This is a genomic window from Variovorax sp. YR750, from assembly GCF_900109805.1.
GTDB classification, from domain to species: domain Bacteria; phylum Pseudomonadota; class Gammaproteobacteria; order Burkholderiales; family Burkholderiaceae_C; genus Variovorax; species Variovorax gossypii.
This window is the reverse complement of sequence record NZ_FOBJ01000025.1, coordinates 20,808-40,695: the sequence shown is the minus strand read 5'-3', so window position 1 is coordinate 40,695 and position 19,888 is coordinate 20,808. Positions and strand designations below refer to the sequence as shown.

Genomic DNA, 19,888 nt, shown 5'->3' with positions numbered 1-19,888 from the left:
CTTCTTGCGCACCAGGCAGGAGTTGATCGGGGGGGCGGTCGAGGAAAGACTGGCGCCCCCGTTCCCAACTTCCATCACCATGTCTTTCCTCCTGACTCGATCGCCTTTCACTCGCCTGCTGTGTCTGGTCGGCGCACTCGTGTGCGCCGGCACGGCCTGCGCGCAGGCCTCCAGCGCGGCGCGCGCCGATGCCCGATCCTCGGGCGCCTCGGGTCCTCCCGGCGAGGCGCTGAACTGGCCGACGCGGCCGCTGCGCCTGGTCGTGGGCTTTGGCGGCGGCTCCTCGCCCGACTTCGTGGCGCGTGTGCTTGCCGAACCGTTGGCGAAGGCGCTGGGCCAGCCCGTGATCGTCGAGAACCGACCCGGTGCCAGCGGCAACATCGCGGCGGACGTCGTCGCGAAGTCCACCGACAGGCACACGGTCGGCATTCTCATCAACGGCAACATGACCATTGCCAAGGTGCTGAATCCGTCGATCTCCTATGACCCGCAGAAGGACCTGATGCCCCTGAGCATCATCTGCACGGCGCCCCTGGTGCTCGCCGCGGCGCCGGAGGTCGTGAGGACCGATGCACGGGGCTTCCTCGACGCAGCGCGTGCGGCCGGCAGCCAGTGGAGCTACGGGACGCCCGGCATCGGCACGATCGGCCACCTCGGCATGGAACTCCTGAAGGCCCGCACCGGCATCGGCGCCGTGCATGTGCCCTACCAGGGCAACCCACAGGTCATCACCGGTCTGGCCAGCGGGCAGCTGCAGCTCGCACTGCTGCCGCCGGGCCTTGCCGAACCCCAGGTCAAGGCCGGCAAGCTGCGTGCGATCGGCGTGACCTCGGCGCGCCGATCGGCGCTCGTGCCGGACTACCCGAGCCTGCAGGAAGCGGGGCTGAAGGGCTTCGAGCTCGAGATCTGGACCGCAGCCGCAGCGCCTGCCAGCCTGCCGCCTCCCATCGCGCGGCGCCTGAACGAGGTCCTCGCGGAAATCATCCGCTCGCCGCAGGTGCAGCAGAAGCTCTTCCAGCACGGCTACGAGGCCGTGGGGATATCGGGCGAGGCGCTGGTCCACCGGGTGAAAGCCGATACGGCGGCGCTTGCCCAGATCATCGCCAGCCAGGGCATCAAGCTGGAATGAGGAGCGCTTTCATGAACTCGGAACAACGGCGCCCGCATGGGCAAGACGACCGCATGACCACGGTCCACGACGCCATCCCGCTTCCTGTGGGCAGCCACGATGCCGCCGAGCGCATCCTGCAGTCGCTGCGCGACGAACTCGACAGCCTGGACAGGACCCTGCTCGAGACCCTGAGGCAACGGCTGAACTGCTGCTGCCGCATCGGGCTGCACAAGCGCGATCACGCGATCCCGATGATGCAGCCCCAGCGCATCGGCGTGGTCCAGGCGCGCGCGGCCGCCTTCGCCGCCGAGCACGGCATGAGCCCGGCGTTCCTGCATGCCCTCTATGAACTCATCATCGCGGAGACCTGCAGGCTGGAGGACGAGATCATCGGCGCACCCGCGACCTCTGAATGAGCGCGCGCATCCTTCACTGGGTCACCAGCCGGCCGAGACAGTGCCTGGGTCCTTCCCGATGCCGCAGGCCTGGCAAGGCGCATCGCCGTGAGCGACCATCCCCTGGCCATCTTGCCTTGCCGCTGAAGCACATGATCATCTTTTCGACACTGGGCCCGCGGGGCAGCAACCATCACTTCGTCCTCGGGCAGTACCTTGCCGCGCACGGCCTCGCCCATGCCGCGCGCATCACGCTGTTCGACGACTTCCACAGCGGCGCGCGCGCATTGATCGCCGGTGAGGCCGACTACCTGCTGCAATGTGCCGTGCATCCCGCGGCGGCGGAGATCACGGGCACCTACCGCAGGGAGATGGCGGTGGTCGATGCATTCATCTCTCCCAGCCAGCCGATGGCGCTCGTGCAAGCCAGGGACGGCAGGGAAGGCGCGGGCAAGGTGGGCGTGCAGCCTGCCACGCAAAGCTATGCGGACCTGAGCGCCTGGCCGGATGTGGTCCACGAACCCACGGTGCTCGCGGTCCAGTCGGGCCTGGAAGAAGGCCGCTACGGTGCCGGCATCGTCTTCGCGTCGTTCGCGGCATCGCGCGCCGAGCGCTTCGAGGTGATCGAGCCCATCGGCACCGTGTGCGACGCCTGGATCGTCTACGGGCGTGCAGCGATCGACGAGGGCAGGGCGGTGGTCCGGAAGGACAGCCCGGTGGCACGGCAGTTCCGGCAGAGGGTCGGAGGACTGCCTGAACGCGGATGAGGCCTGCCCGAACATCGGGTCGCCGAACCGCTTGATGCGGGTCTCAGGCGCCCATCACGGCCAGGTCGCCTTGTTGTCCGAAATATCGCCTGGCCTTGGCCGAGAATCCGAAGGCATAGGCCCACCATGCAATCAGCGACGGCATGAGGACGAACTGCGCAAGCAGGCCCCCTGCTCGCTCTGCCTCGCTGTCATAGGTGGTTGTGTCATGCCCGAAGAGGCTCGTGACGGCAAGAAGCGCCAACACCAGCAGCCCCAGCCAGCGTCCCCATCGCCTTGCCTTGAAGATACCTGCCGAGACGATCAAGATCACTCCTAGGATGGCGAGGCGAAAGCCCAAACCCAGCAGGATGCTCCATTGACCAGGGATTTGCCTGACATAAGGTGCGAGCAGGAAGATTTCCTGTGCGATCCCGACTGCAAGCGCGATCCCCATCAGTGCCAAGAGGGTCAGCAAGAGCCACGCCGAGATGGGCCGCGGACTGCGCCGGGCAGGTGTTGCAAGGACGACGCTTTCAGGAGGACTGTAGGGATTGGGCTGCATGGATGGTCCGCGTGACCGGGTGTGGGTTGAGTGTATGCGTCGCATCACATCGTCTGCATGCCATCAAGGCCCTTCCCGATCAGCTAGCCGGGTGCCTGCCCAACATTGCCGGCGAACCATCGGAAGATGTTCGTCTGGCTCCTTCCGTTGCTCAACCGCACGAACAGAAAGCCGCGCTCCGCGTTGCCCAGCGAGTCCACTGGGATGCCGGCTGCCCGCAGGGCGGTGAGTTCTGCACTGGCGCCGATGTCGGACGGCAGTTTCAAGGTCACGGTCGCGTTGTGGATGGTCCGCTTCGGCATTGCACTGGTTCCCATGCTTTCTGTCGACCCCGAGTGGAATCGAAGAGGGCCGTGATCGGCATCCCGCGTTCATAGGAGGTCTGGCCCGAGGTGATGCACAGGCGCAGTCCTGTAGGCGCTGCAGTCTTTGAGTCACTCCCGGTACAGCGCGCAGGTCGCCCCGGCTGGCGGTGCTCCTGCCCAGACACCCTCCATCCTCGCAATGCCGGCTGCACCGGAGGTTTCTCGCACAAGCCAGACGAGAAACCTCCGCCGCGATGCAAGCGTCGAGAAGCAGGCGCGAGCGTGGGAGCTCCGCGGACAAGCCAACGACCGTGGCGCAGAGCGCCTGCCCAAGCTGCGCTGGAGGCGATGTGGTGAGACGTGTCAGTTCCGGGCGCTGCGAATGCTGCGGATCGGTCCCGAGCGTTCGATAGCAAAGGAGGCGAACTCGCCCGCTTCACGGCGCCAACCCGATAGCGCTCAACCACCCATTCGGCTTCGTACGACAGCCGGTCTGGTGATTCCCCAATGTGGGGCATGGATCCCCGATTCGGGGCCGGCTGGCACCTTGCGCACCACGGATGTTTCGATTGAAGGTGTATGAGTCTTGTATACCAATGGCACGATTCGTGCGGCAAGAGGCCTGCGTGGCCTTCAGCGACCGGTCGTGCGCTCGAGATCAAACCTACAACCGCTCCTCATCGTTTGGGCATCATGGGAATTAGCAGATTGCAAATCGTCCTGGGCCTGGCGCTCAGCGGCTTCATGGCAGCCGGCGCAGTGCATGCCCAAAGCGCGTTGGACACGATCCTGAAGAACAAGAAGATCGCGATCGCGGTTCCACCTGATTTCCCACCCTATGGATCCATGGACCGGGACTTCAAGATGCACGGCCTGGACATCGACATGGCCAACTATGTCGGGGCCAAGCTCGGCGTAGAGGTCGATCTGATCCCCGTGACCAGTGCGAATCGCATTGCGTACCTGCAGAAGAGAAAGGCTGCGCTGGTCATCTCTACCTTGGGCAAGAACCCCGACCGCGAGAAGCAGATCGACTTCACCGCTGCGTACTCGCCCTTCTATCAAGCCATCTTTGGTGCGAAAACGCTGAGCATCAAGAGCTTTGCCGATCTGTCGGGCAAATCGATCGCTGTCACACGCGGCTCGGTCGAGGACCAGGAACTCAACAAGGTGGCTCCGGCGGGTACCGACATCAGGCGTTTCGAAGACAACACCAGGACCGTCGCGGCCTTCGTGTCCGGACAGGCGCAATTGATCGCCACGGGTGCGTCGGTCGCGAACACCGTCATGACCAGCAACCCGTCGCTGGGAACCACCTACAAGCTGCTGTTGAAGGAAAGTCCGAACTACATCGGAGTGCCCAAGGGCGAGGATTCGCTGCGCTTGAGGGTGAACGGCATCATCGAAGAGGCGAAGAGAAGCGGCGAACTGGACAGGTTGTCGATGAAATGGCTGGAGCGCCCGGCCGGCGAGCTGCCGCAGTAGGTCTGAAAGCGATGGCACGCGAATGTCGTTGAAGCATCACTCGCGTCGTGTGTGCCAGGAGGAGCCCGATTCTCGCGTCGAGCCGACAGGAGCGGCTGCTTTCACGCGAGTTCCTTGGAAGCGCGAATGAACCGGACGGAGATCTTGGCCGCGGCGATCAGCATGGCGCGCGACGGCCGCGGGTTCACGCCGACCCGTGCGATCAACTGTTGGCGCAGTCCACCCAAGATTTTCTTGAAGCAGCAACTGCTGTTCTCTATCGCACCTTCGGTGTTCTGCATCGGTCGGTTGCAAGCATGGCGCCGTGCGAATGCGCCGGCCCGCGTTGTGGCAGATGACTGTCCAACCGTTGCGCATCACGCTGAGCAGTACCTGACATACCCGATGGGGCCGTGTACTTTGAGAGAAAGAGCTCGCCGCCCGGCAGAAGTTGCCGCACATTTCAAGCTGCAGCCTGGTACTGAAACAACGCTAGCTACTGACCAAGTCAACTGCCCGACGGTCGGGCCACACGCAATCGATTCCTATGCAAGCCTTTCCTGATACCGCAGCGCTGCGCGCGCCACGTGCCCTGAGCGATCTCCTGTTGTACCGGCTGTGGCGTGCCACCCGGACGAGCAGAGGGGTGGCAACGCGCATCGTCGAAGGCGGCTTCGGTATTACCCATCGCGAGTGGGGAATGATCGGCATGCTCGCGCAGGTCGGCGAAATTCAGCCCTCCGCGCTCGCAGAGCGCTTGCAACTGGATCGGGTGAGCACCTCGCGGGGCCTGCGAGGCCTCGCAGAGAAGCAACTGATCGAAAGACGCCGGGATGCCGACGATGGGCGCGAAGTCCATGTGCAACTGAGCGCCGCTGGCCGGCGGCTCTTCGATGAATTGCTCCCGCGCATCGCTGAGCTCAACATCGATCTTCTCGAGGGCATTGATCCTCAGCACCATGACGTCTTTCTTGAGTGCCTCCGCCAGCTCGAGTTGCGCAGCGACGCATTGAATGCACGGTGCGCCATTCCGGAGAAGGCCGACCGTCGCTCGGGTGGTACCCGTCACCACTGGCCGAGGTCGATCCATATCGCCTGATTGGGGCCCGCTCGAAGAGGCCGAGCCTGATCCGCGGATCCGGGGCATGGCCTGTCATCCGGACCCGGCTCTCCCGGGTCATTCTTGAAGACGTACCCTTGGCTTCGCAGGGGATGAGAGGCGGTCGGCCAGCATCAGCACTGATGCCTTTCGTTGTCGCGTGCGCAGGGGCGAAAGCCTGCCTTGAGGCACCTGCCAATTCCCGGCGCGATGCCACCAGGGGCCGGGGGCTCGGTCCATATGAATCGGCCTGTCGCACGAACGAGCCGGCCGCCGTCGGCGGCCCCACGATCGCGTTGCGACGAACGGTGTCGCGGAACTCGCCCTTCACCAGAGGCCTGGAAACAATCTCCAGCGAATGCGGCGGGCGTAGTCCGCATATCCAGAAAGTTCAGCCTGCAACAGGCGATCTTCCCAAGAGGTCCGTAAGACCAGGAAGGCCGAGGCGAGTGTGGCGGGGGCGAGTGCCCAGAAAGAAGTCAGCGCGAGGGCCATACCGAGGAACAACGCAAGTGCCGCCGAATAGCCCGGATGGCGGACGAATCGATAGGGACCTGTATCGATCACGAGTTGGCGGCGCTCGGACTGGATGCGCACGCCGGGTTCGAAGAACGGATTCACAGCCTGTGCCCACGCAGTCACAGCAATCCCTGCAAGAACCGCGACATAGCCCAGCACCACGAGCCAGCCTGGCACTTCCGACCAGCGATAGCGCCCGGCATCCAACGCCGCCACGGGCAGGATGGCCACCATCATGGGCAGGATGACCGCCAGCAGTGCCTTGTCCCAGCCTTTGGTTCCCGGCTGGATGCGACTGCGCGCGCGGTAGATCATCGGATTGACCCGTGCGAGCACCAGCGCCGAGATCCCGAAACCAAGCACCAGCACCGCAAGGAATACCCATCCCGGAGCCCAGCTGAGCGAGCCCGCAGGCAGGAAGACGAGCGCAAGCAATGCAAGTGGCAACCCGATCGCATAGGCGATCGCCGCGCGAGGCGAGATCGAAGGTGGCTCTTTGGGGGCTTCCATGGCGTGCCTACTTTGACACGATTTTCGCCATCTCGAGGCCCTTGCTCGAGTAAACCCACCCGTTGTCGCGCCAGCTCACGAGCTTCATGAAGGCGCCGTCGAGCGCGGTACCGGCCGAGCTTGGACCTTCGCTTGGTCAAGCGCTCGCATGGGCAGGGGTGTTCATGCGGACGGCTCATTTCTCTCGATCTCCAGGCAGGAGATCCCAGCCAAGTCCTGCCGCCCATCCGATTCCGACCAGCCAAGCGGTGGACTGAGTGGAATCGACGCCCGGGGCGATCCAGTGAAGAAGCAAGGCCAACAGGAGCCCTGCAACTGCCCCGACAAACGCGAGCGGTGAGGCAAGCGCTTCGAACATCATCGGTCGCCCTGCGCTGTTGCACAACGGTCCGATCCTCTTGTACGCATTCTGTTTCCTGTCGAGTAACGGCGCGTGCGCGTCAGAGGGTACGGCTACCGACCATGGCTCCGCGATCTTGTCGATGATCACCTGGATGAGCTTGTGTCCGTCGCCCGTGCTGGCCCAGTAGGTGAAGTGCGACCGGGGCCTCGCCATCCGGAAACCGGTGAGCATCAATCCATCGATCGACTTGTACTTGGCATCTAAGGAAGGTGCGGTCATCAGGTATTCGCGCGCCAACTCGGCTTCGCGCGATGTCGCTGCTGAATACCAGGCAACTGCGAAGCCGCCAACGCCCGGCATTGCTGCGCCGATGAGCGAACATTTGGCCTGCCAGCACATTTGTGCGCACTCCGTCGCCTGCTCATCCAGTCCTCACCGTGTCGCGCTGCGTGGGCGGTACGCTGGGCTGCTCCCAATTCTGCGGCTGTGGCCCCCATGGCGGTGAAGGTTCTTTCTCGAGCAGCGCGCAAGCCAGCGCACCCAGATCGATGTGGAGATTCTCACGGGCGGATGCCGCTCCCGCATCCGAAGCGTCTGCATCGAGCACGAATCTCTTGAAGGCCTCCCAGTCGCTTGCGAAATGGCTCACGATCAGCCGGGCGAGATCGTAGGACAGCATGTTTCCATCGTCGGTGCGCTTGAACGACTCACCCGACCAGAACTCCTGGATCTCCTGTGGTCCCCAGAAGCCCAGGTGCTTCCTGCGCAGTTCGTGCGCGCCCGGGTAGCTCCCGGAGCCGCCTGTAATACGAAGCTCGGTATTCACTGCCAGTCCCTCGTTCAACCATAGCGGAAGCGGCAGGTGCGCCAGGCAGCTGTGCGTCATTTCATGCGCGATCACCGGCTCGATCGCGCTGAGGTCTGCCTTGACCGTCACGAAATGGGCACACCCATCGTTGATGTACATCCCGCTGCTGAATGCGAACTCACCCTGGTCCGGGTAGTAGTGCGAGACGTACCTGTAGTAGCTTTCCGCATCGTCGAAGACGATCAGGATGTCCTTTCCCCATGACGGGATCTGCGCGAGACCATCGAGCGTCGCTGCAACACGTGCGAGCGTGCGCACCATGTAGTTGAGGGTCGCCCTTGCAACGCCGTCGTCCAGCGATGACAGAAGCATCGCACTCTCGGCTTCGCGAAGCTGGAACGCGGGACCAAGTGCCTGCCGGAAATGAAGCAGCCAGGCTTTTTCCGCGGCCTCCCATGCATGCGCCTGGGCTGCCGGTGATTCGGTGTCCGAGAGCCATGACTCGACCTCCGCCCACTTCATCGCCGGAAAGCCTTCGTGAAGACTCAGGTGTTGGGAAAGATGGAGATCGGGCAGTCCGTCGGCGGAGATGACGGCGGGAGGTAACAGACCCTGCTGGGCGGTTGGCTCAACGTCGCCGGAAATCGGCCGACCTGACTTTCCCCCGAACAGGGTGCGCAGGAAATGCAGCATGCCCTATCTGGATTTCCTGGAGTGCTTGTAGAGCGCGTGTCCGATGATGCCCATCCCGATCAAAAGTATCGGCAAGCCGCCTGCCCATGATTCATACGCGGCGGGCAGGAGCATCTTGAACACGTTGTCGATCCAGCAGGTCGTGCGGCACATGCGCTGCCCAGTTCCCATCAGGACCAATCCGATGAGAACCCCGGCAACACCAATTCCGAACTCGACCTTCAACACTCACTCCTTCATGGACGTATTGCATCCAGCATCCGTCGGATTTGACCATCGCTGTTTCTGTACTTGTCCACCAAGCCAGGCAGGTCCGACTTCGGATCGAAGCTTGGTGGGTTGAAGACGGGCCCCAGCATTGTCTGCGTGCACCGGCAACCTTCCGGCGGAGAGTCCTTGAAATAGGCTGGCGGCAAGAAATCAGTGGGCGACTTGCCGGGTGTGCAGGACCGCTGCGAGCACTCCCACCGCACACACCTGAATCGGTAGTCGCCGGCCTCCGGATCAGGCACAGGCATTTGGGCTGCAGCCTCCCAAGCCGACTGGGTTCCTTCGCCGCGTGGTGTCTGGATGGGCTTGGGTCCGTGCCGCTCCCACTGGCGTCGGTCGTAGGCGTTGCCACCCCGTGTTGCGGGCCGCGCGTTCCTCAGACCTTCCGGATCCGTGAAGCTCAACGGATCCGCATCGACATACCCGAAGCGATTCCACCCGCCATCCAGCCCGATCGGGTCCGGCTGGCTGTAGCGCCCGGTTCTCGCGTCGTAGCTGCGGAAATAGTTGTAGAAGAGGCCCGACTCCTCGTCCGCGTACTGCCCCGGATACCGCAGGTTGAACTTTACCTCGGAGATGCCGGTCGTGCCGGGGTTTGGCGTCACATCGAGGTTCGCGAAGCGATTCTTTGCCAGCGTCGGCTTGTCTTCCCCGAAGGCGCTGTAGCCCCATTGCCAGACGGCCTGTCCATCGGCATTGCTGAGCCTTCTCGGCGTGTTCAGGTGATCGCTGTGCACCGCGTACGTGGCGCCATTGATCACCGCAGCGACCGGCATCGGCCCGTTGGCTGTCGGCAGGTAGATGTAGCGTGCTTCACCGGCGCTGTGCGTGCCGCCGCTGCCGAGCTCGGCGATCAGGCTGCCTTGCTCGTCGTAGACATAGGCGTAGCCGAGCTGCTCGGCCGGCGTCGTCGCCGGGCTCCACAGCTTGGTGAAGAAGGCCACGAGGCTGTTCCAGAAGCCCGGGTCGTTCTCGTCACCTTGGCTGGGCGGGTACAGCGGTTCGGTCTTGAACACGCGCTGGCCCAGTGCGTTGTGCGCATAGCGTGTCGTTGGGCTGACGTCCGTTGCGCCCGTGGTGGCCGTGGCCAGGCGACCTTCCGCGTCGTAGCCGTAGCTCCTGAGGCCGTCGCCCGTCAGGTCGCCGTTGGCGTTGTAGCCATAGGCGACGCTGGTGCTGCTGGCGCCGTTGATGGTCTGGCTGAAGCCGGCCAGGCGGTTGGTGCCGGGCTGCAGGGTGTAGCCGCGGCTGGTCGTCTGGCCTGCCAGCACGCGGGTGCTGGCCGTACGGTTGCCGTTGGCGTCGTAGCCGAAGCTCGCGCTGTCGCCGGCAGTTGCTGTGTTGGAGAAGCTGATGATCCGGCCCGTCGGGCTGTAGCCCACGCTCCAGGTCGTGTCGGCAGCGACGACGGTGCTGTTGCCGGGATTGCTGTCGGCAGGGCCCCAGAGGTTCTGGGTGAGGCTGCCGATGCGGCCGGCCGCATCGTAGGTGTAGCTGCTGAACTCGGTCTGCGCCAGGCGCGCGGCACTGTCGTAGCTGCGGCTGGCCGCCAGCGCCGGACTGGTGGTGGTGAACGTCCAGTTCCATCCCGTGGGCTGGCCCAGTGCATTCCAGGTGATGGCGGAGACCAGCGGGTTGCCGTTCCAGCTCAGGCCCGTGAGGCGGCCCGTGGCGTCGTAGGTGTGGCTGAGCGTGCCGCTGCCGGGGTAGCCGATGCTTGCGAGTGTTCCGGTGGGGTTGTAGGCGTAGCTGACCTGCTGGATGCTTGCGTTGGTCAAGGTCTGCTTCTTGAGCGTGACGCGTCCGTGTTCATCCCGGGTGTACTCGGTGATGCCGGCGCGGTCGACGATCTCGCTGAGGTAACCCATGCTGTTGGGGCTCAGGTCGTAGCGCAGGGTGGTGGTCTTTCCATCGGCGAAGACCAGGCTGGTCGGACGCCCCAATGCGTCGCGGGTGATGCTGGTGGCTTGGCCGAGCGCGTCGGTGACCTGGCTGGGCAGGCCCAGCGCATCGAACTGGCCGCTGCGGGGGCCGCTGTCGGCACTCGCCTCCGCGGTGGCGTTGCCCAGGGCATCACGGCTGTAGCTGGTGGTGATCGCGTTGAAGTCGCTGGCCTGGGTGATGGCATCCAGGGCGTTGTAGCCCAGGCCGGCGTTGGCACTGGCCGCATCGGTGATGGTCTTGACGCGCGCCAGCGCATCCAGGCCCCAGCTGGTGGTCTGGTTCAGCCCATTGGCCTGGGCGATGCGATCGCCATTGGCGTCGTAGCCGAAGCTCTCGTTCTGGCTGCTTCCTTGCGTCTGCGTGGCAATGCGGTTGAGCTTGTTGATGGTGCGGGCGGCTGCCCATGCGACCGAGCCGGATGCATTGAGCGTCTGTTCGGTCAGCTGGTTGCCGGCCGCATCGAGGGTGTAGGCGCCGCTCTCGCCGCGGTTGTTGCTCCAGCCCGTGAGGCGTTGCGCGGCGTCGTAGGTGTAGGCGGTCACCAGGCCGGTCGGCAGGGAGATCGTCGCCACGGTCCCCGTGGGGTGGTAGGTGAGGGTGGTGGTCTGCCCCAAGCCGGAGCCCACAGTGCGCGAGAGCAGCCGGTCGTACGCATCCCAGGTGAAGGTGGTGACGAGCCCGTTCGGGTCGGTCTGGCTCGCGAGACGGTTGGCGGTGTCGTAGGCGTAGGTTGTGACGTGGCCCATTGCATTGGTCGTGCTCAGCACATTGCCGCGGGTGTCGTAGGCGTACGTGGTGACGGCACCGTTGGGCTCGGTGTAGGTGTGGATGAGGCCTTCGGTGGTGTAGGTCCGCTGGCTCGTGCGTGCCGAACCTGCCGTGCCGCCGGTGTCGGTGATCGTTTCGGTGAGTTGCCTGCCGACGGCGTCGTAGGTGTACGCGGTGTCCCGACCCGTCAGGCTGACCAGCGTGGGCACCGGCAGCGTCGTGTCCCAGGTCGTGGCGATGGTCCTCTGCTCGGGCATGCCGAGCGCTTCGGTGCGCGAGGCCTCCAGGCCGCGGGTGTTGTAGGTGAAGCTGGTGACGCTGCCTGTCGCATTGGTCTGGCTCGCCAGCAGGCCTCGCGCGTCGTAGGTGAACGAGGAGTTGCTGGCCGGGCAGCCGGGCGCAGGTTCCCCCTGGATCTGCGAGATGCGCTTGACGCCGTTGACCACGGTGTAGTGGTAGGTCGTGGCGCGTCCCACCGCGTCGGTCACGGTCGTCGTGCCGTCGGCGTTGTAGGCCACCTGCGTGAGTCCGGCATTGCCCGCGTGCGTGGTGCTCGTGGCGCGTCCCAGCGAGTCGTAGGTGTAGGTGGCGAAGCGCACGCCCAGTTCATCGGTGATGCCCGTCAGGAAGCGGGGGTTCGATGTGTTCTCGTAGTGGTACGTGCGACTCGTCACGTTCGCCCCGGCCGTCTTGGTGACGGAGGTCAGCCGGTTCGCTGTGTCGTAGTTGTAGGCGATGCTGAAGTTGGGTGTGGTCAGCGTGCGCGGCTGGAAGTGGGCGTCCTCCGTGTAGCCGATGCTGTTGCCGAACCCGTCGGTCACCGTCACCGCGCCATTGGTGCCGTAGGAGAGGCTGTGGGACCAGCCCTCGGGATGCGTCCGCTTGGTCAGGCGTCCGGTGGTGTTGAACTCATAGCGGGTGTTGTCGACATCGACATAGAGCCAGCCGGTGCCGGTCTGCGTGAGCGTGCCGAGCTCGTCCGCGTCGCGGGTGATGGTGGAGCCGCTGCGCGCGAAGGGTGATTCGCGACCGTTCGCATGCAGCAGCACCACTTCGGCGGTGCTGATCCTCAGACGGGTCGAGTACGAGTAGCGCCAGTAGCCGTCGGCGCTGTTGAAGATGCGCGAGAACTTCAGCGGATGGTGCGCGGAGGCGCTGCGGAAGTCTTCCTCCTCCTGCACCTTGTTGCCCATCGCGAAGTTGATGGGGTTGCCGGTGCACGACTGCGGCCCGTTGCGCTCGGTGCCGTCGCCCTTGTTCTTGCGCGGGATGACGTCCGACGTGTCGTAATAGACCGTCATGTAGTCCGACGCGCTGCAGCCGCCGACGCTGCCCGAGACCGCCAGGTAGTTCGGGCCCGCGCGCAGCGTGACTGGAACGCCGCGTCCCTCGAGAAACGACACGACCGCGGTGAACGAGCCCGAGTAGCTGAAGAAGGGCGATCCGTTGAGGGTGGCGGTTACGGTGCCGGCGTCCCCCGTGGTGGCATCGCCGCCGCCGGTGCCGTATACCGTGATGTTGGGCGAGGTGACTTTCGCGCCCTTGCTCGGCGAGGTGAAGTTCAGGGAGCAGGCGGCATGGACGCCGGCGGAGATGCCCAGCAGCGTGAATGCGGTGGCGCCTTGCAGGGCGAGTCGCTTCATCAGGCGATGGCTCGAATGGCCATGCCCGGCGGTTGCGTCGGAATGCATGTGTGACCCTCGTTCGTTCTTTTGAATTCGGATGCATTGCGTCGTGCGGCAATGCCGGAACGAGCGTAACGACATGTTTTGCGAAGCCCACCAATGGCCTTTTCTGGCTTCTGTGATTGCTCATCGAAAGAATTACTTTGACGGCCGCGAGCGCTCGTCAGCGGGTCCGACGTCGCATCCTGCAGGACCGCAGGTATCGCTTCACGCAACTCCCGCACAGACTTCACGTGGAGTTCGGCGGTGTCGAGCACACTGCGTCTCGACAGCGGTCCGGTGCTGGTAGAGGCCAGGGGGAAATGCTTGGGGGGAATCGCCTCGATGCCGGCCGCTGTCGCTTTTTTCTCAGCGCAGGAGCACTCTCAGAGCAAGCGAGAAGCCGTGCCTCCTGATCGGGTGAATGCTCGACAGCACGCAGCTAGACTTCCTCCGTCGGCCAGGACCACACGGTTGCGACGTCTACGAAAATTCACCTGACTCCGGGCATCTGTGGCGTCGAAGTGATGCGGCGTTGAGCAATTTGCCGGAGGTACATGAATCCAATGAGAGCTCGCTTCACAACCCTTTTCCTTGTCGGTCTTGTCACTGTCGGCCTTTCGCACGCCGAAGGTGCGGCAAATGAACTGTTTCCGCGCATGTCGAATATCGAGAATGCGCAGCGCGATTCAAAGGGGCTGGGCCCGCAGCAAGAGATCGTGGTGGCCCCTTTCTTGGGAGACCTGTCGATCGCGCTGACGTTCGTTGGCAGGGATGGTCAGCCTGTCGCGGCGACCCACGCTGACTTGGAACGCCTGAGCCTCAACCATGACATGGCCCGCCAACTGGCATTGAAGAACTTCAAGACCAGATGCGTTTCGAAGTTCACGAGCTTCGAGGGCAACTTTTGGGCCATTGACGTTCCGTATGCGCCGGAGTGTCAAAGCGCCGTGTATTTGCTCTGGGACGAAATTTGGTTGGACGTCGGAAGAAAGCTGACAAATGGAGTGGTCGCCGCCATGCCAACCGAGGGCATGCTCATGTTTGCCTCGGCTGACGACTCTGCGGCGGTGGCGCGTTTGGAGCGGTTGATATCAAGCGAACAGGCCATGCCGATGGCAAGACCAATGTCATCCCTCATGTACATACACCGCGACGGCAGATGGGCTGTCCTGAATGTCAATAGAGGAAAGTAGCGCGACTTCGCTGAGGTGGTCAAGCATGGTGGCTCAGTAGCCCGCGAGCCATCTGAGCTGACGTGGCAGCAGGCTACAGTCGGCCAGAAACGGGCGTCCGAAGCGCCTGGCCATTTGGCTGCACAGTCAACACGTAAAGCATCGAAAGCTATTGAAAAGGCGAGTCTATGGACGAAGACCATGGCACTGTGGAGTTGCGCAGCAAACGCATGCAGGCCGTTCCGTGGGCGGCGTATCAGACTGCGTATGGTCCGGCCATCGCTGTACCAGGCCAGCTTCTTCGACTTGCAGGGCAGGACGAAAACACCGCGCTCGCTGCAAGCCACGATCTCTGGTGCTCGCTGTGCCAACACGTTTACGCGGCACCCGCCGCCGTTCCCGCGCTGCCGTTCATTCTCGAGGTACTGAATACGGCGAGCGAGAAATTGACCATCGCGATTCTCGACATCCTTCTGGGATTCGTCAGTTGTACGTTGCCGGACGAATCGGCAAGACCAGCTTGGTTGGCCGAGTTGCGAATCGGAGTTGCAAGCGAAAGGCCGCGACTGGAGCTGTTGAGTACACACGCAAACAGCGAGCTCGCCGAACTGGCTTGCGATTTGCTGAAGGAACTGGATTCGCCGCAAAGCTGCTAGAAGCTCCACGCGGCCAACAGCGGACGGCTAAGCGCAGTTCCCGAAGGGCGCACGTACTGCCCGCAAGGCGTTCAAGAATCAGCCAACTCGTACTTAATGCAGCATGACCATCGCTTTTCATTTCCTTGACGCTGGCCGGCAATTGACGCCATGGTTGCCGCGAACGCGCGAACTGCTGTCATCGGTGGAGGGTGATGTAGCGAGGTTGCTCCATGCAGATCGAATTGATGTTGTGACCTATGTGTCTGATGAAGTGATTCCCGAGCTTGGTGTTAATGGATTTTCCGAGGGGCGGCACCTCATGCATCTGAAGCTAGACCCCAGGAACGTTAACTTCGTAAAGCACTTTGAGACGGCGGTTCCATCCCTGTTTGCCCACGAGGTTCATCATTGCATGCGGGAAGGGTGCGTTGGCTACGGTGCGACGTTGCGCGGTGCCTTGATATCCGAGGGCCTCGCATGCCACTTCGAGGCGGAGGTCACGGGACGCGCGCCCTTTTATGCAACCGCGCTGTCGCCTGCGCAAGTCGATGCCATGCTGCAACGCATGTTGCCGCAATTAGATGCGGCTTGGTACAACCATCCTGCGTGGTTTTTCGGCAGTCCGCGCGAAGAGATCCCAAGGAACTGTGGCTACTCGGTCGGGTTCGGCCTGGTAGGCGCCTATTTGACTCGCAATGGTTTAACGGCGAGTGGCGCGGTTGGGGTACCTGTAGCATCTTTCTTCAACTAGGACGCGCATTGTGCAGAAGGCAGAATCCGGCCGAGGCTGTGTGAAAACGCTGCTGCCATGCTGATCTCTTGAAAGTCGACCTCTCAGATCGCGCCAGGATCGACGATCGAGGCTTAAGGAATGGTTTGACCACCCACGAAAACACGGGCGTCGCACGTTTTCACACAGCCTCGGCCATCAGCGGACCTTCGACTCAACCTCCCAATCATGAAATTTGAAGGCCAGAACTTTGCGGCAGTGAGTGCGCCATCCGACCACGTCCTCGAAAGCAGGCTTCTCGCGCTCAAGAGCTATGGTCGGCATTCGTACGCATCGCTGACCGACGTTCAAGGAAACTACCTTCAGGTGGCTGGCGGCGGTGTCACCTGTATGGTTGAACGTTTCGATGTCTCTACCTCAACGAGATTGCGAGCCTTTAACGACAAGCCAAGCCCGGTATTCCCTGACGGCACAGTCCTTGCCTTCGGAGCCGGCGAGCTGCGCCTCAAATCCGACGAATGGTTTCACGCGAGCGCCATCGTGGAAATCTTCCTGTGCTTCAGGCATGGACGCAGCTATCCAGCCACTGTGCATTGGCGTCCGGCGCCACAGACGTGATGGTCACGACGGGCACAATTCGGCCAGAACCGGCCGTTCGCCGAGCCGGCACGATGCGGCCAGAAGCCGACCTTCGTGGTTGAGTCGCAACAAACCGTTGTAAGAGTGCGTGCTCGTTCCTATGCAGGCTATAAAAATCAGTCATGGCCGCACTATCTAAGCAAATTGGCGGAGATGAGGACGACGTCGTTCGCCCACTTCAAGATGTCTTGAATCGCACACTGGTTCTTGGCGCTGTGGTCGCCTCGGCCTTTGGCGCGCCATGTGAAGAACTCATGGATTGGCTCGCTGAAATGAGTCTTTCCGACGAGCTAACGCCGAACGAGCGCGCGCAAATGAAGGGTGCTGCGAGCGAGCAGATGGCCATCAATTTCTCTTGGCAATCTGAACGTTTAGTCGTTCTTCTGTGGGCCTTGAATAAGATTCCCGCGCTTCCGTTTCCGACCCCCGGCGGCAAGGTGGCATTCATCGAGAGACTTCTGCCTCCATACGGTGACGAGTCGGCGTCTCAGTTCTGTGAAACTGCCCGGCTTAGGTCTGACGGTGAACTTTTCGCTGCCGCCTACGAGCTTCAGGAGCTGCATGTTGTAGCTCGACAGCGAGGTTTTTCGCGCCCGGACTATCGTCCGAAGGTTCCGGAACTTGATGCTGAGGTCGTGCAGGAGCGTCACCATGCGATCAATTGGCTTGTTGGCTACTGTGGCCAGTCTTGGGACCAGGTAACGGCGGACACCTAGCGGCCAGAACCCGCCATTCACCCCGCCGGAAAAAGCAGCCGAAAGCGGACCTCGACCGATGCGGGAAGAATGCAGAAAGGCTCGCGCAAAGTGCACATAAAAAGACCAGTCAAAATTCATCATGAACGACCAAGAGTGGACTGAGATCGTTTCCAGGCTCGGAGCGTCAGATGTCGACATGGCCGTGGATGCAGCTGAACAGTTGGATGCACGATCAAGCGTCGATGACGTGCCTCGTTTGCTGACCTTGCTACGGCACGAAGACTTCTTTATCCGCGAGGCTGCCGCTTGGCCGTTGTGTCATCTAGCAGGGCCTCTAGTTTTGAAGGAGCTTTTCGCCGCCTACCAACTGGGCTTTGAACAAGGTCATGACAACGATGGCTTCACTGCCGCCCTACTTGACATGGATCTGGTCACGGCCCGAAAGCCCCTCGGCACATTGCTTGAGATCGGCGATGAGATCGAGAAATCTCACGCGGCTTGGCTACTCGAATTTTGCTAGCGGTTTTGGCCAGAAGCAGACTTCCAACCGGCGCCCGATCTACGTATACGAGTGGTTTGGCGGGCTGTAGGGCAGCTCTTGATCGAAGCGGGGCGAAGCACTAAGGTGCAGAGCGGAGAAGCTCTACGGAGGAATCGTGATCACTCAAGGCGGAATCCATGACGAGGAGGCTTTGAACATCTACACGGATGGCTCGTCTTTCCCCGGCAAGAAGAGAGCAGCTGGTGTGGGTGTGGTGCTAATGTGGGTGGACGAGGCTGGGGACCCGCAGACAAGCGAGCACGCACCGACCGGCTACCAGAGCGCGACTATTGACGAGATGGAGATCCAGGCCTGCACCATCGGTTTGCAGGAAGCCAGGCGCATCTTTCCCGATTTGAGTAGGTTCAAAAGGATCCTACTGTTCTCGGATTCTCAATACGTAACCGAGAATTTCGTCAGTGCGATGAACGTCTGGCCCAAGAGAGCATGGCGGGGCTCGAATGGGACGCCCGTCAAGAACATTGATCTTTGGAAAAGCTTAAAGAGGGAGGTCAATGCGTGCCCGCTTCGCGTTGAAGTACGGTGGGTGAAAGGGCACAAGTCGAACATTTACAACCGAGCAGCCGACAAGCTCGCAAAGAAGTCGGCAGCGAAGCCGTTCAACAAGCCACTGTCAGTTAGTCAGACGACACGCAAATGGTCAGATCGCAAGACCGAGCGAGGCTGCGTCACATTTGATGGCCGCGCAGTCAAGATTCGGATCATTTCTACAAAGTACTACAAGTACGCCAGAGAGTATGAGTATCGATTCGAGGTGATTGACGAGGAGGACGCGTCCTATAAGGACGTGGACTTCGTTTGGTGCAAGGACCTGCTCAGTCGCAACAAGTGCCTTCTGGTGCGACTGAACTCTGATCAAGGTCACCCCGGCATTGATCAAGTGCTCGAAGAACTCAACCCTGACGACTACAGATATTGAGTCTGCCAACGCATTCAGCGCTCTTTATGCGCTCAGGAACGGCAGCTTCCGGCAATCAGCCACTTCCGCTTCGGGCCCCTTCGCGACGGCTACGCGACCGGCTACAGTCGGCCAGAAGCTGACCTTCGCAGCCACGGTGCAAATCGAAGTATTGGGCATGGGAAAGGGAGGACCACTTGATCGCGAAAGAGAAGTACCCCGCAGATTGGCTGAAAAAGGTTCCCGCCGTTGTCTTCGGCTCGCTTGTGAAGGGAGAGATTCGGATCCTTCTGCATCCTGAGAATGGACTTGCTGCTAGTGGTGCGCCGCGTGACGTGCCTGTGGCCAGATTTCCGGCGGGTCTTCACATGCCCAACACCCTCCTCTGGGTCGAACTGGATGAATCCATGAACGTTGCCAGAGTGTGGAGGCGGGACACGTGAATAAATACTCATGGAAGCGCCCTGCCGCAGCGGTTGGGTCCGGCCAGGAGCGGTCTTTGACGACCGTTGGCCTTCCTGACGGCCAGAGGCATACTCGCAGCAATCGAACTAGTGGCTAGACATAGGCATGCCGGATCAAACTAGAAACGCAGCACTGACCGTCGAACTCGTCAAGGCGTTTGCGGGGGAGATGGCGTCAATCGACCCGACTTGGCAACGCGCATTTCTCAGGCTCGCGGCTGAGCCTGGCATGACAGAGGTCAAGGCGTCGCTTGTCGGTACACGCGGCGTCGAAATAGTCGATGTCATCGCGCACAAGCCGTTCTTCCATTGGGCGAATGGAATTGTCGAGGAGCTCCGTGATTCGCTGCCGTCCGCCAGCCCATTCAAGGTAGCGCTCGTCGAACTCAACGCCGATTTTTCGTATGAAGTGAAGTACGAGTTCGACAATGCCCGGCGGTGGGCCATCTCTAAGTTGAATGGCGGATCGGGGCTGCCCTCCGAATACTGAGAGAACGACTGCTTTCCGGCATCGCGTTTGTCAGATCGAAGGACGGCTCAGGGCCCATCTGAGACATTCATCTTTCTTGGAAGCGGTCCGTGGTGTGCTGTCTGGAGCCGCAAAGATGACACAAGACACATTGTCCTTTTCCCACGGCGGGATCTACGCAAAACCATTGAGCGTTGCTGCGACGCGCGTGAGCGTGCGCGCCATGTAGTCGAGCGTGGCTCTGGCAACACCATCGTCCGGCGACGACAGGAGTGTGGCGCTCTCGGCTTCGCGAAGCTGGAACCGGGGCCCGGGCGCTTCCCGGAACTGCAGCAGCCAGGCCTTTTTCCGCCGCTGCCCATGCATTCGCCTGGACCGTGGGTGGCTCCGTGCTGGAGAGCCAAGACTCGG

22 protein-coding genes are annotated in these 19,888 nt (G+C 62.1%); 14 read left to right on the top strand and 8 right to left on the bottom strand.

Annotation, left to right across the window (positions count from 1 at the left end; all coding sequences use genetic code 11):
* Positions 1-79: 79 nt before the first annotated feature.
* The 3 genes from BMY35_RS35250 (at position 80) to BMY35_RS35240 (ending at position 2,273) form a co-directional block, all read left to right on the top strand.
* Positions 80-1,129, top strand: a complete 1,050-nt coding sequence (locus BMY35_RS35250; RefSeq protein WP_256230504.1) for a Bug family tripartite tricarboxylate transporter substrate binding protein — start codon at positions 80-82, stop codon at positions 1,127-1,129.
* 11 nt (positions 1,130-1,140) lie between these two features.
* Complete coding sequence (locus BMY35_RS35245) at positions 1,141-1,527, top strand: chorismate mutase family protein (protein ID WP_256230502.1); 387 nt, start codon at positions 1,141-1,143, stop codon at positions 1,525-1,527.
* Positions 1,528-1,658: 131 nt separating this feature from the next.
* Positions 1,659-2,273, top strand: coding sequence for a hypothetical protein (locus BMY35_RS35240; RefSeq protein ID WP_093209471.1), 615 nt, complete (start codon positions 1,659-1,661; stop codon positions 2,271-2,273).
* A 43-nt stretch (positions 2,274-2,316) separates the two neighbouring features.
* Here the strand turns inward: BMY35_RS35240 and BMY35_RS35235 are convergent, their stop codons facing one another.
* On the bottom strand, positions 2,317-2,817 hold the full coding sequence (locus BMY35_RS35235; RefSeq protein ID WP_143043016.1) for a hypothetical protein: 501 nt from the start codon (positions 2,815-2,817) through the stop codon (positions 2,317-2,319).
* Between the two features lie 83 nt (positions 2,818-2,900).
* Positions 2,901-3,119, bottom strand: coding sequence for a hypothetical protein (locus BMY35_RS35230; RefSeq protein WP_093209468.1), 219 nt, complete (start codon positions 3,117-3,119; stop codon positions 2,901-2,903).
* Positions 3,120-3,815: 696 nt separating this feature from the next.
* Between BMY35_RS35230 and BMY35_RS35225 the strand changes: the two genes are divergently transcribed.
* Complete coding sequence (locus BMY35_RS35225; RefSeq protein ID WP_093209535.1) at positions 3,816-4,607, top strand: transporter substrate-binding domain-containing protein; 792 nt, start codon at positions 3,816-3,818, stop codon at positions 4,605-4,607.
* A 101-nt stretch (positions 4,608-4,708) separates the two neighbouring features.
* Here BMY35_RS35225 and BMY35_RS38130 read toward each other — a convergent pair whose 3' ends face one another.
* Entirely contained in the window at positions 4,709-4,888 is a 180-nt protein-coding gene (locus tag BMY35_RS38130; RefSeq protein WP_093429422.1) for an HU family DNA-binding protein, read from the bottom strand.
* Between the two features lie 245 nt (positions 4,889-5,133).
* On the opposite strand from BMY35_RS38130, the gene BMY35_RS35220 reads away from it, so the two are divergent.
* On the top strand, positions 5,134-5,685 hold the full coding sequence (locus BMY35_RS35220; protein WP_093209467.1) for a MarR family winged helix-turn-helix transcriptional regulator: 552 nt from the start codon (positions 5,134-5,136) through the stop codon (positions 5,683-5,685).
* A gap of 327 nt (positions 5,686-6,012) precedes the next feature.
* On the opposite strand, the gene BMY35_RS35215 is transcribed toward BMY35_RS35220, so the two are convergent.
* The 5 genes from BMY35_RS35215 to BMY35_RS35195 all read right to left on the bottom strand — a co-directional run bounded on the left by BMY35_RS35215 (position 6,013) and on the right by BMY35_RS35195 (position 13,231).
* Complete coding sequence (locus tag BMY35_RS35215; protein ID WP_218153041.1) at positions 6,013-6,714, bottom strand: methyltransferase family protein; 702 nt, start codon at positions 6,712-6,714, stop codon at positions 6,013-6,015.
* A 175-nt stretch (positions 6,715-6,889) separates the two neighbouring features.
* Complete coding sequence (locus BMY35_RS35210; RefSeq protein ID WP_093209465.1) at positions 6,890-7,456, bottom strand: hypothetical protein; 567 nt, start codon at positions 7,454-7,456, stop codon at positions 6,890-6,892.
* 22 nt (positions 7,457-7,478) lie between these two features.
* Entirely contained in the window at positions 7,479-8,558 is a 1,080-nt protein-coding gene (locus BMY35_RS35205; RefSeq protein WP_093209464.1) for a hypothetical protein, read from the bottom strand.
* 3 nt (positions 8,559-8,561) lie between these two features.
* Positions 8,562-8,783 carry a hypothetical protein gene (locus BMY35_RS35200; protein WP_093209462.1) on the bottom strand — a complete coding sequence of 74 codons (222 nt, stop codon included), beginning with the start codon at positions 8,781-8,783 and terminating at the stop codon, positions 8,562-8,564.
* Positions 8,784-8,794: 11 nt separating this feature from the next.
* Positions 8,795-13,231: an RHS repeat-associated core domain-containing protein gene (locus BMY35_RS35195; protein WP_093209461.1), complete on the bottom strand. Its 4,437-nt coding sequence runs from the start codon at positions 13,229-13,231 to the stop codon at positions 8,795-8,797.
* Between the two features lie 530 nt (positions 13,232-13,761).
* Between BMY35_RS35195 and BMY35_RS35190 the strand changes: the two genes are divergently transcribed.
* From BMY35_RS35190 to BMY35_RS35155, 9 genes are all read left to right on the top strand, one after another.
* Entirely contained in the window at positions 13,762-14,400 is a 639-nt protein-coding gene (locus tag BMY35_RS35190; RefSeq protein WP_143080816.1) for a hypothetical protein, read from the top strand.
* A gap of 167 nt (positions 14,401-14,567) precedes the next feature.
* Entirely contained in the window at positions 14,568-15,035 is a 468-nt protein-coding gene (locus tag BMY35_RS35185; protein WP_093209458.1) for a hypothetical protein, read from the top strand.
* A gap of 103 nt (positions 15,036-15,138) precedes the next feature.
* Positions 15,139-15,768 carry a DUF2268 domain-containing putative Zn-dependent protease gene (locus BMY35_RS35180; RefSeq protein WP_093209456.1) on the top strand — a complete coding sequence of 210 codons (630 nt, stop codon included), beginning with the start codon at positions 15,139-15,141 and terminating at the stop codon, positions 15,766-15,768.
* Between the two features lie 207 nt (positions 15,769-15,975).
* A complete protein-coding gene (locus BMY35_RS35175) occupies positions 15,976-16,365 on the top strand; it encodes a hypothetical protein (protein ID WP_093209455.1) in 390 nt (129 codons plus the stop codon).
* A gap of 143 nt (positions 16,366-16,508) precedes the next feature.
* On the top strand, positions 16,509-17,102 hold the full coding sequence (locus BMY35_RS35170) for a DUF4272 domain-containing protein (protein WP_093209453.1): 594 nt from the start codon (positions 16,509-16,511) through the stop codon (positions 17,100-17,102).
* A 121-nt stretch (positions 17,103-17,223) separates the two neighbouring features.
* The gene (locus tag BMY35_RS35165) at positions 17,224-17,604 is read left to right on the top strand and encodes an armadillo/beta-catenin-like repeat-containing protein (RefSeq protein ID WP_093209451.1); all 381 of its coding nucleotides are present in this window, start codon (positions 17,224-17,226) and stop codon (positions 17,602-17,604) included.
* A gap of 136 nt (positions 17,605-17,740) precedes the next feature.
* On the top strand, positions 17,741-18,565 hold the full coding sequence (locus BMY35_RS35160) for a ribonuclease HI (RefSeq protein WP_177213786.1): 825 nt from the start codon (positions 17,741-17,743) through the stop codon (positions 18,563-18,565).
* Positions 18,566-18,741: 176 nt separating this feature from the next.
* Complete coding sequence (locus BMY35_RS38125) at positions 18,742-18,987, top strand: hypothetical protein (RefSeq protein WP_143080815.1); 246 nt, start codon at positions 18,742-18,744, stop codon at positions 18,985-18,987.
* 127 nt (positions 18,988-19,114) lie between these two features.
* Positions 19,115-19,498, top strand: coding sequence for a hypothetical protein (locus BMY35_RS35155; RefSeq protein ID WP_093209448.1), 384 nt, complete (start codon positions 19,115-19,117; stop codon positions 19,496-19,498).
* Positions 19,499-19,888: the final 390 nt, after the last annotated feature.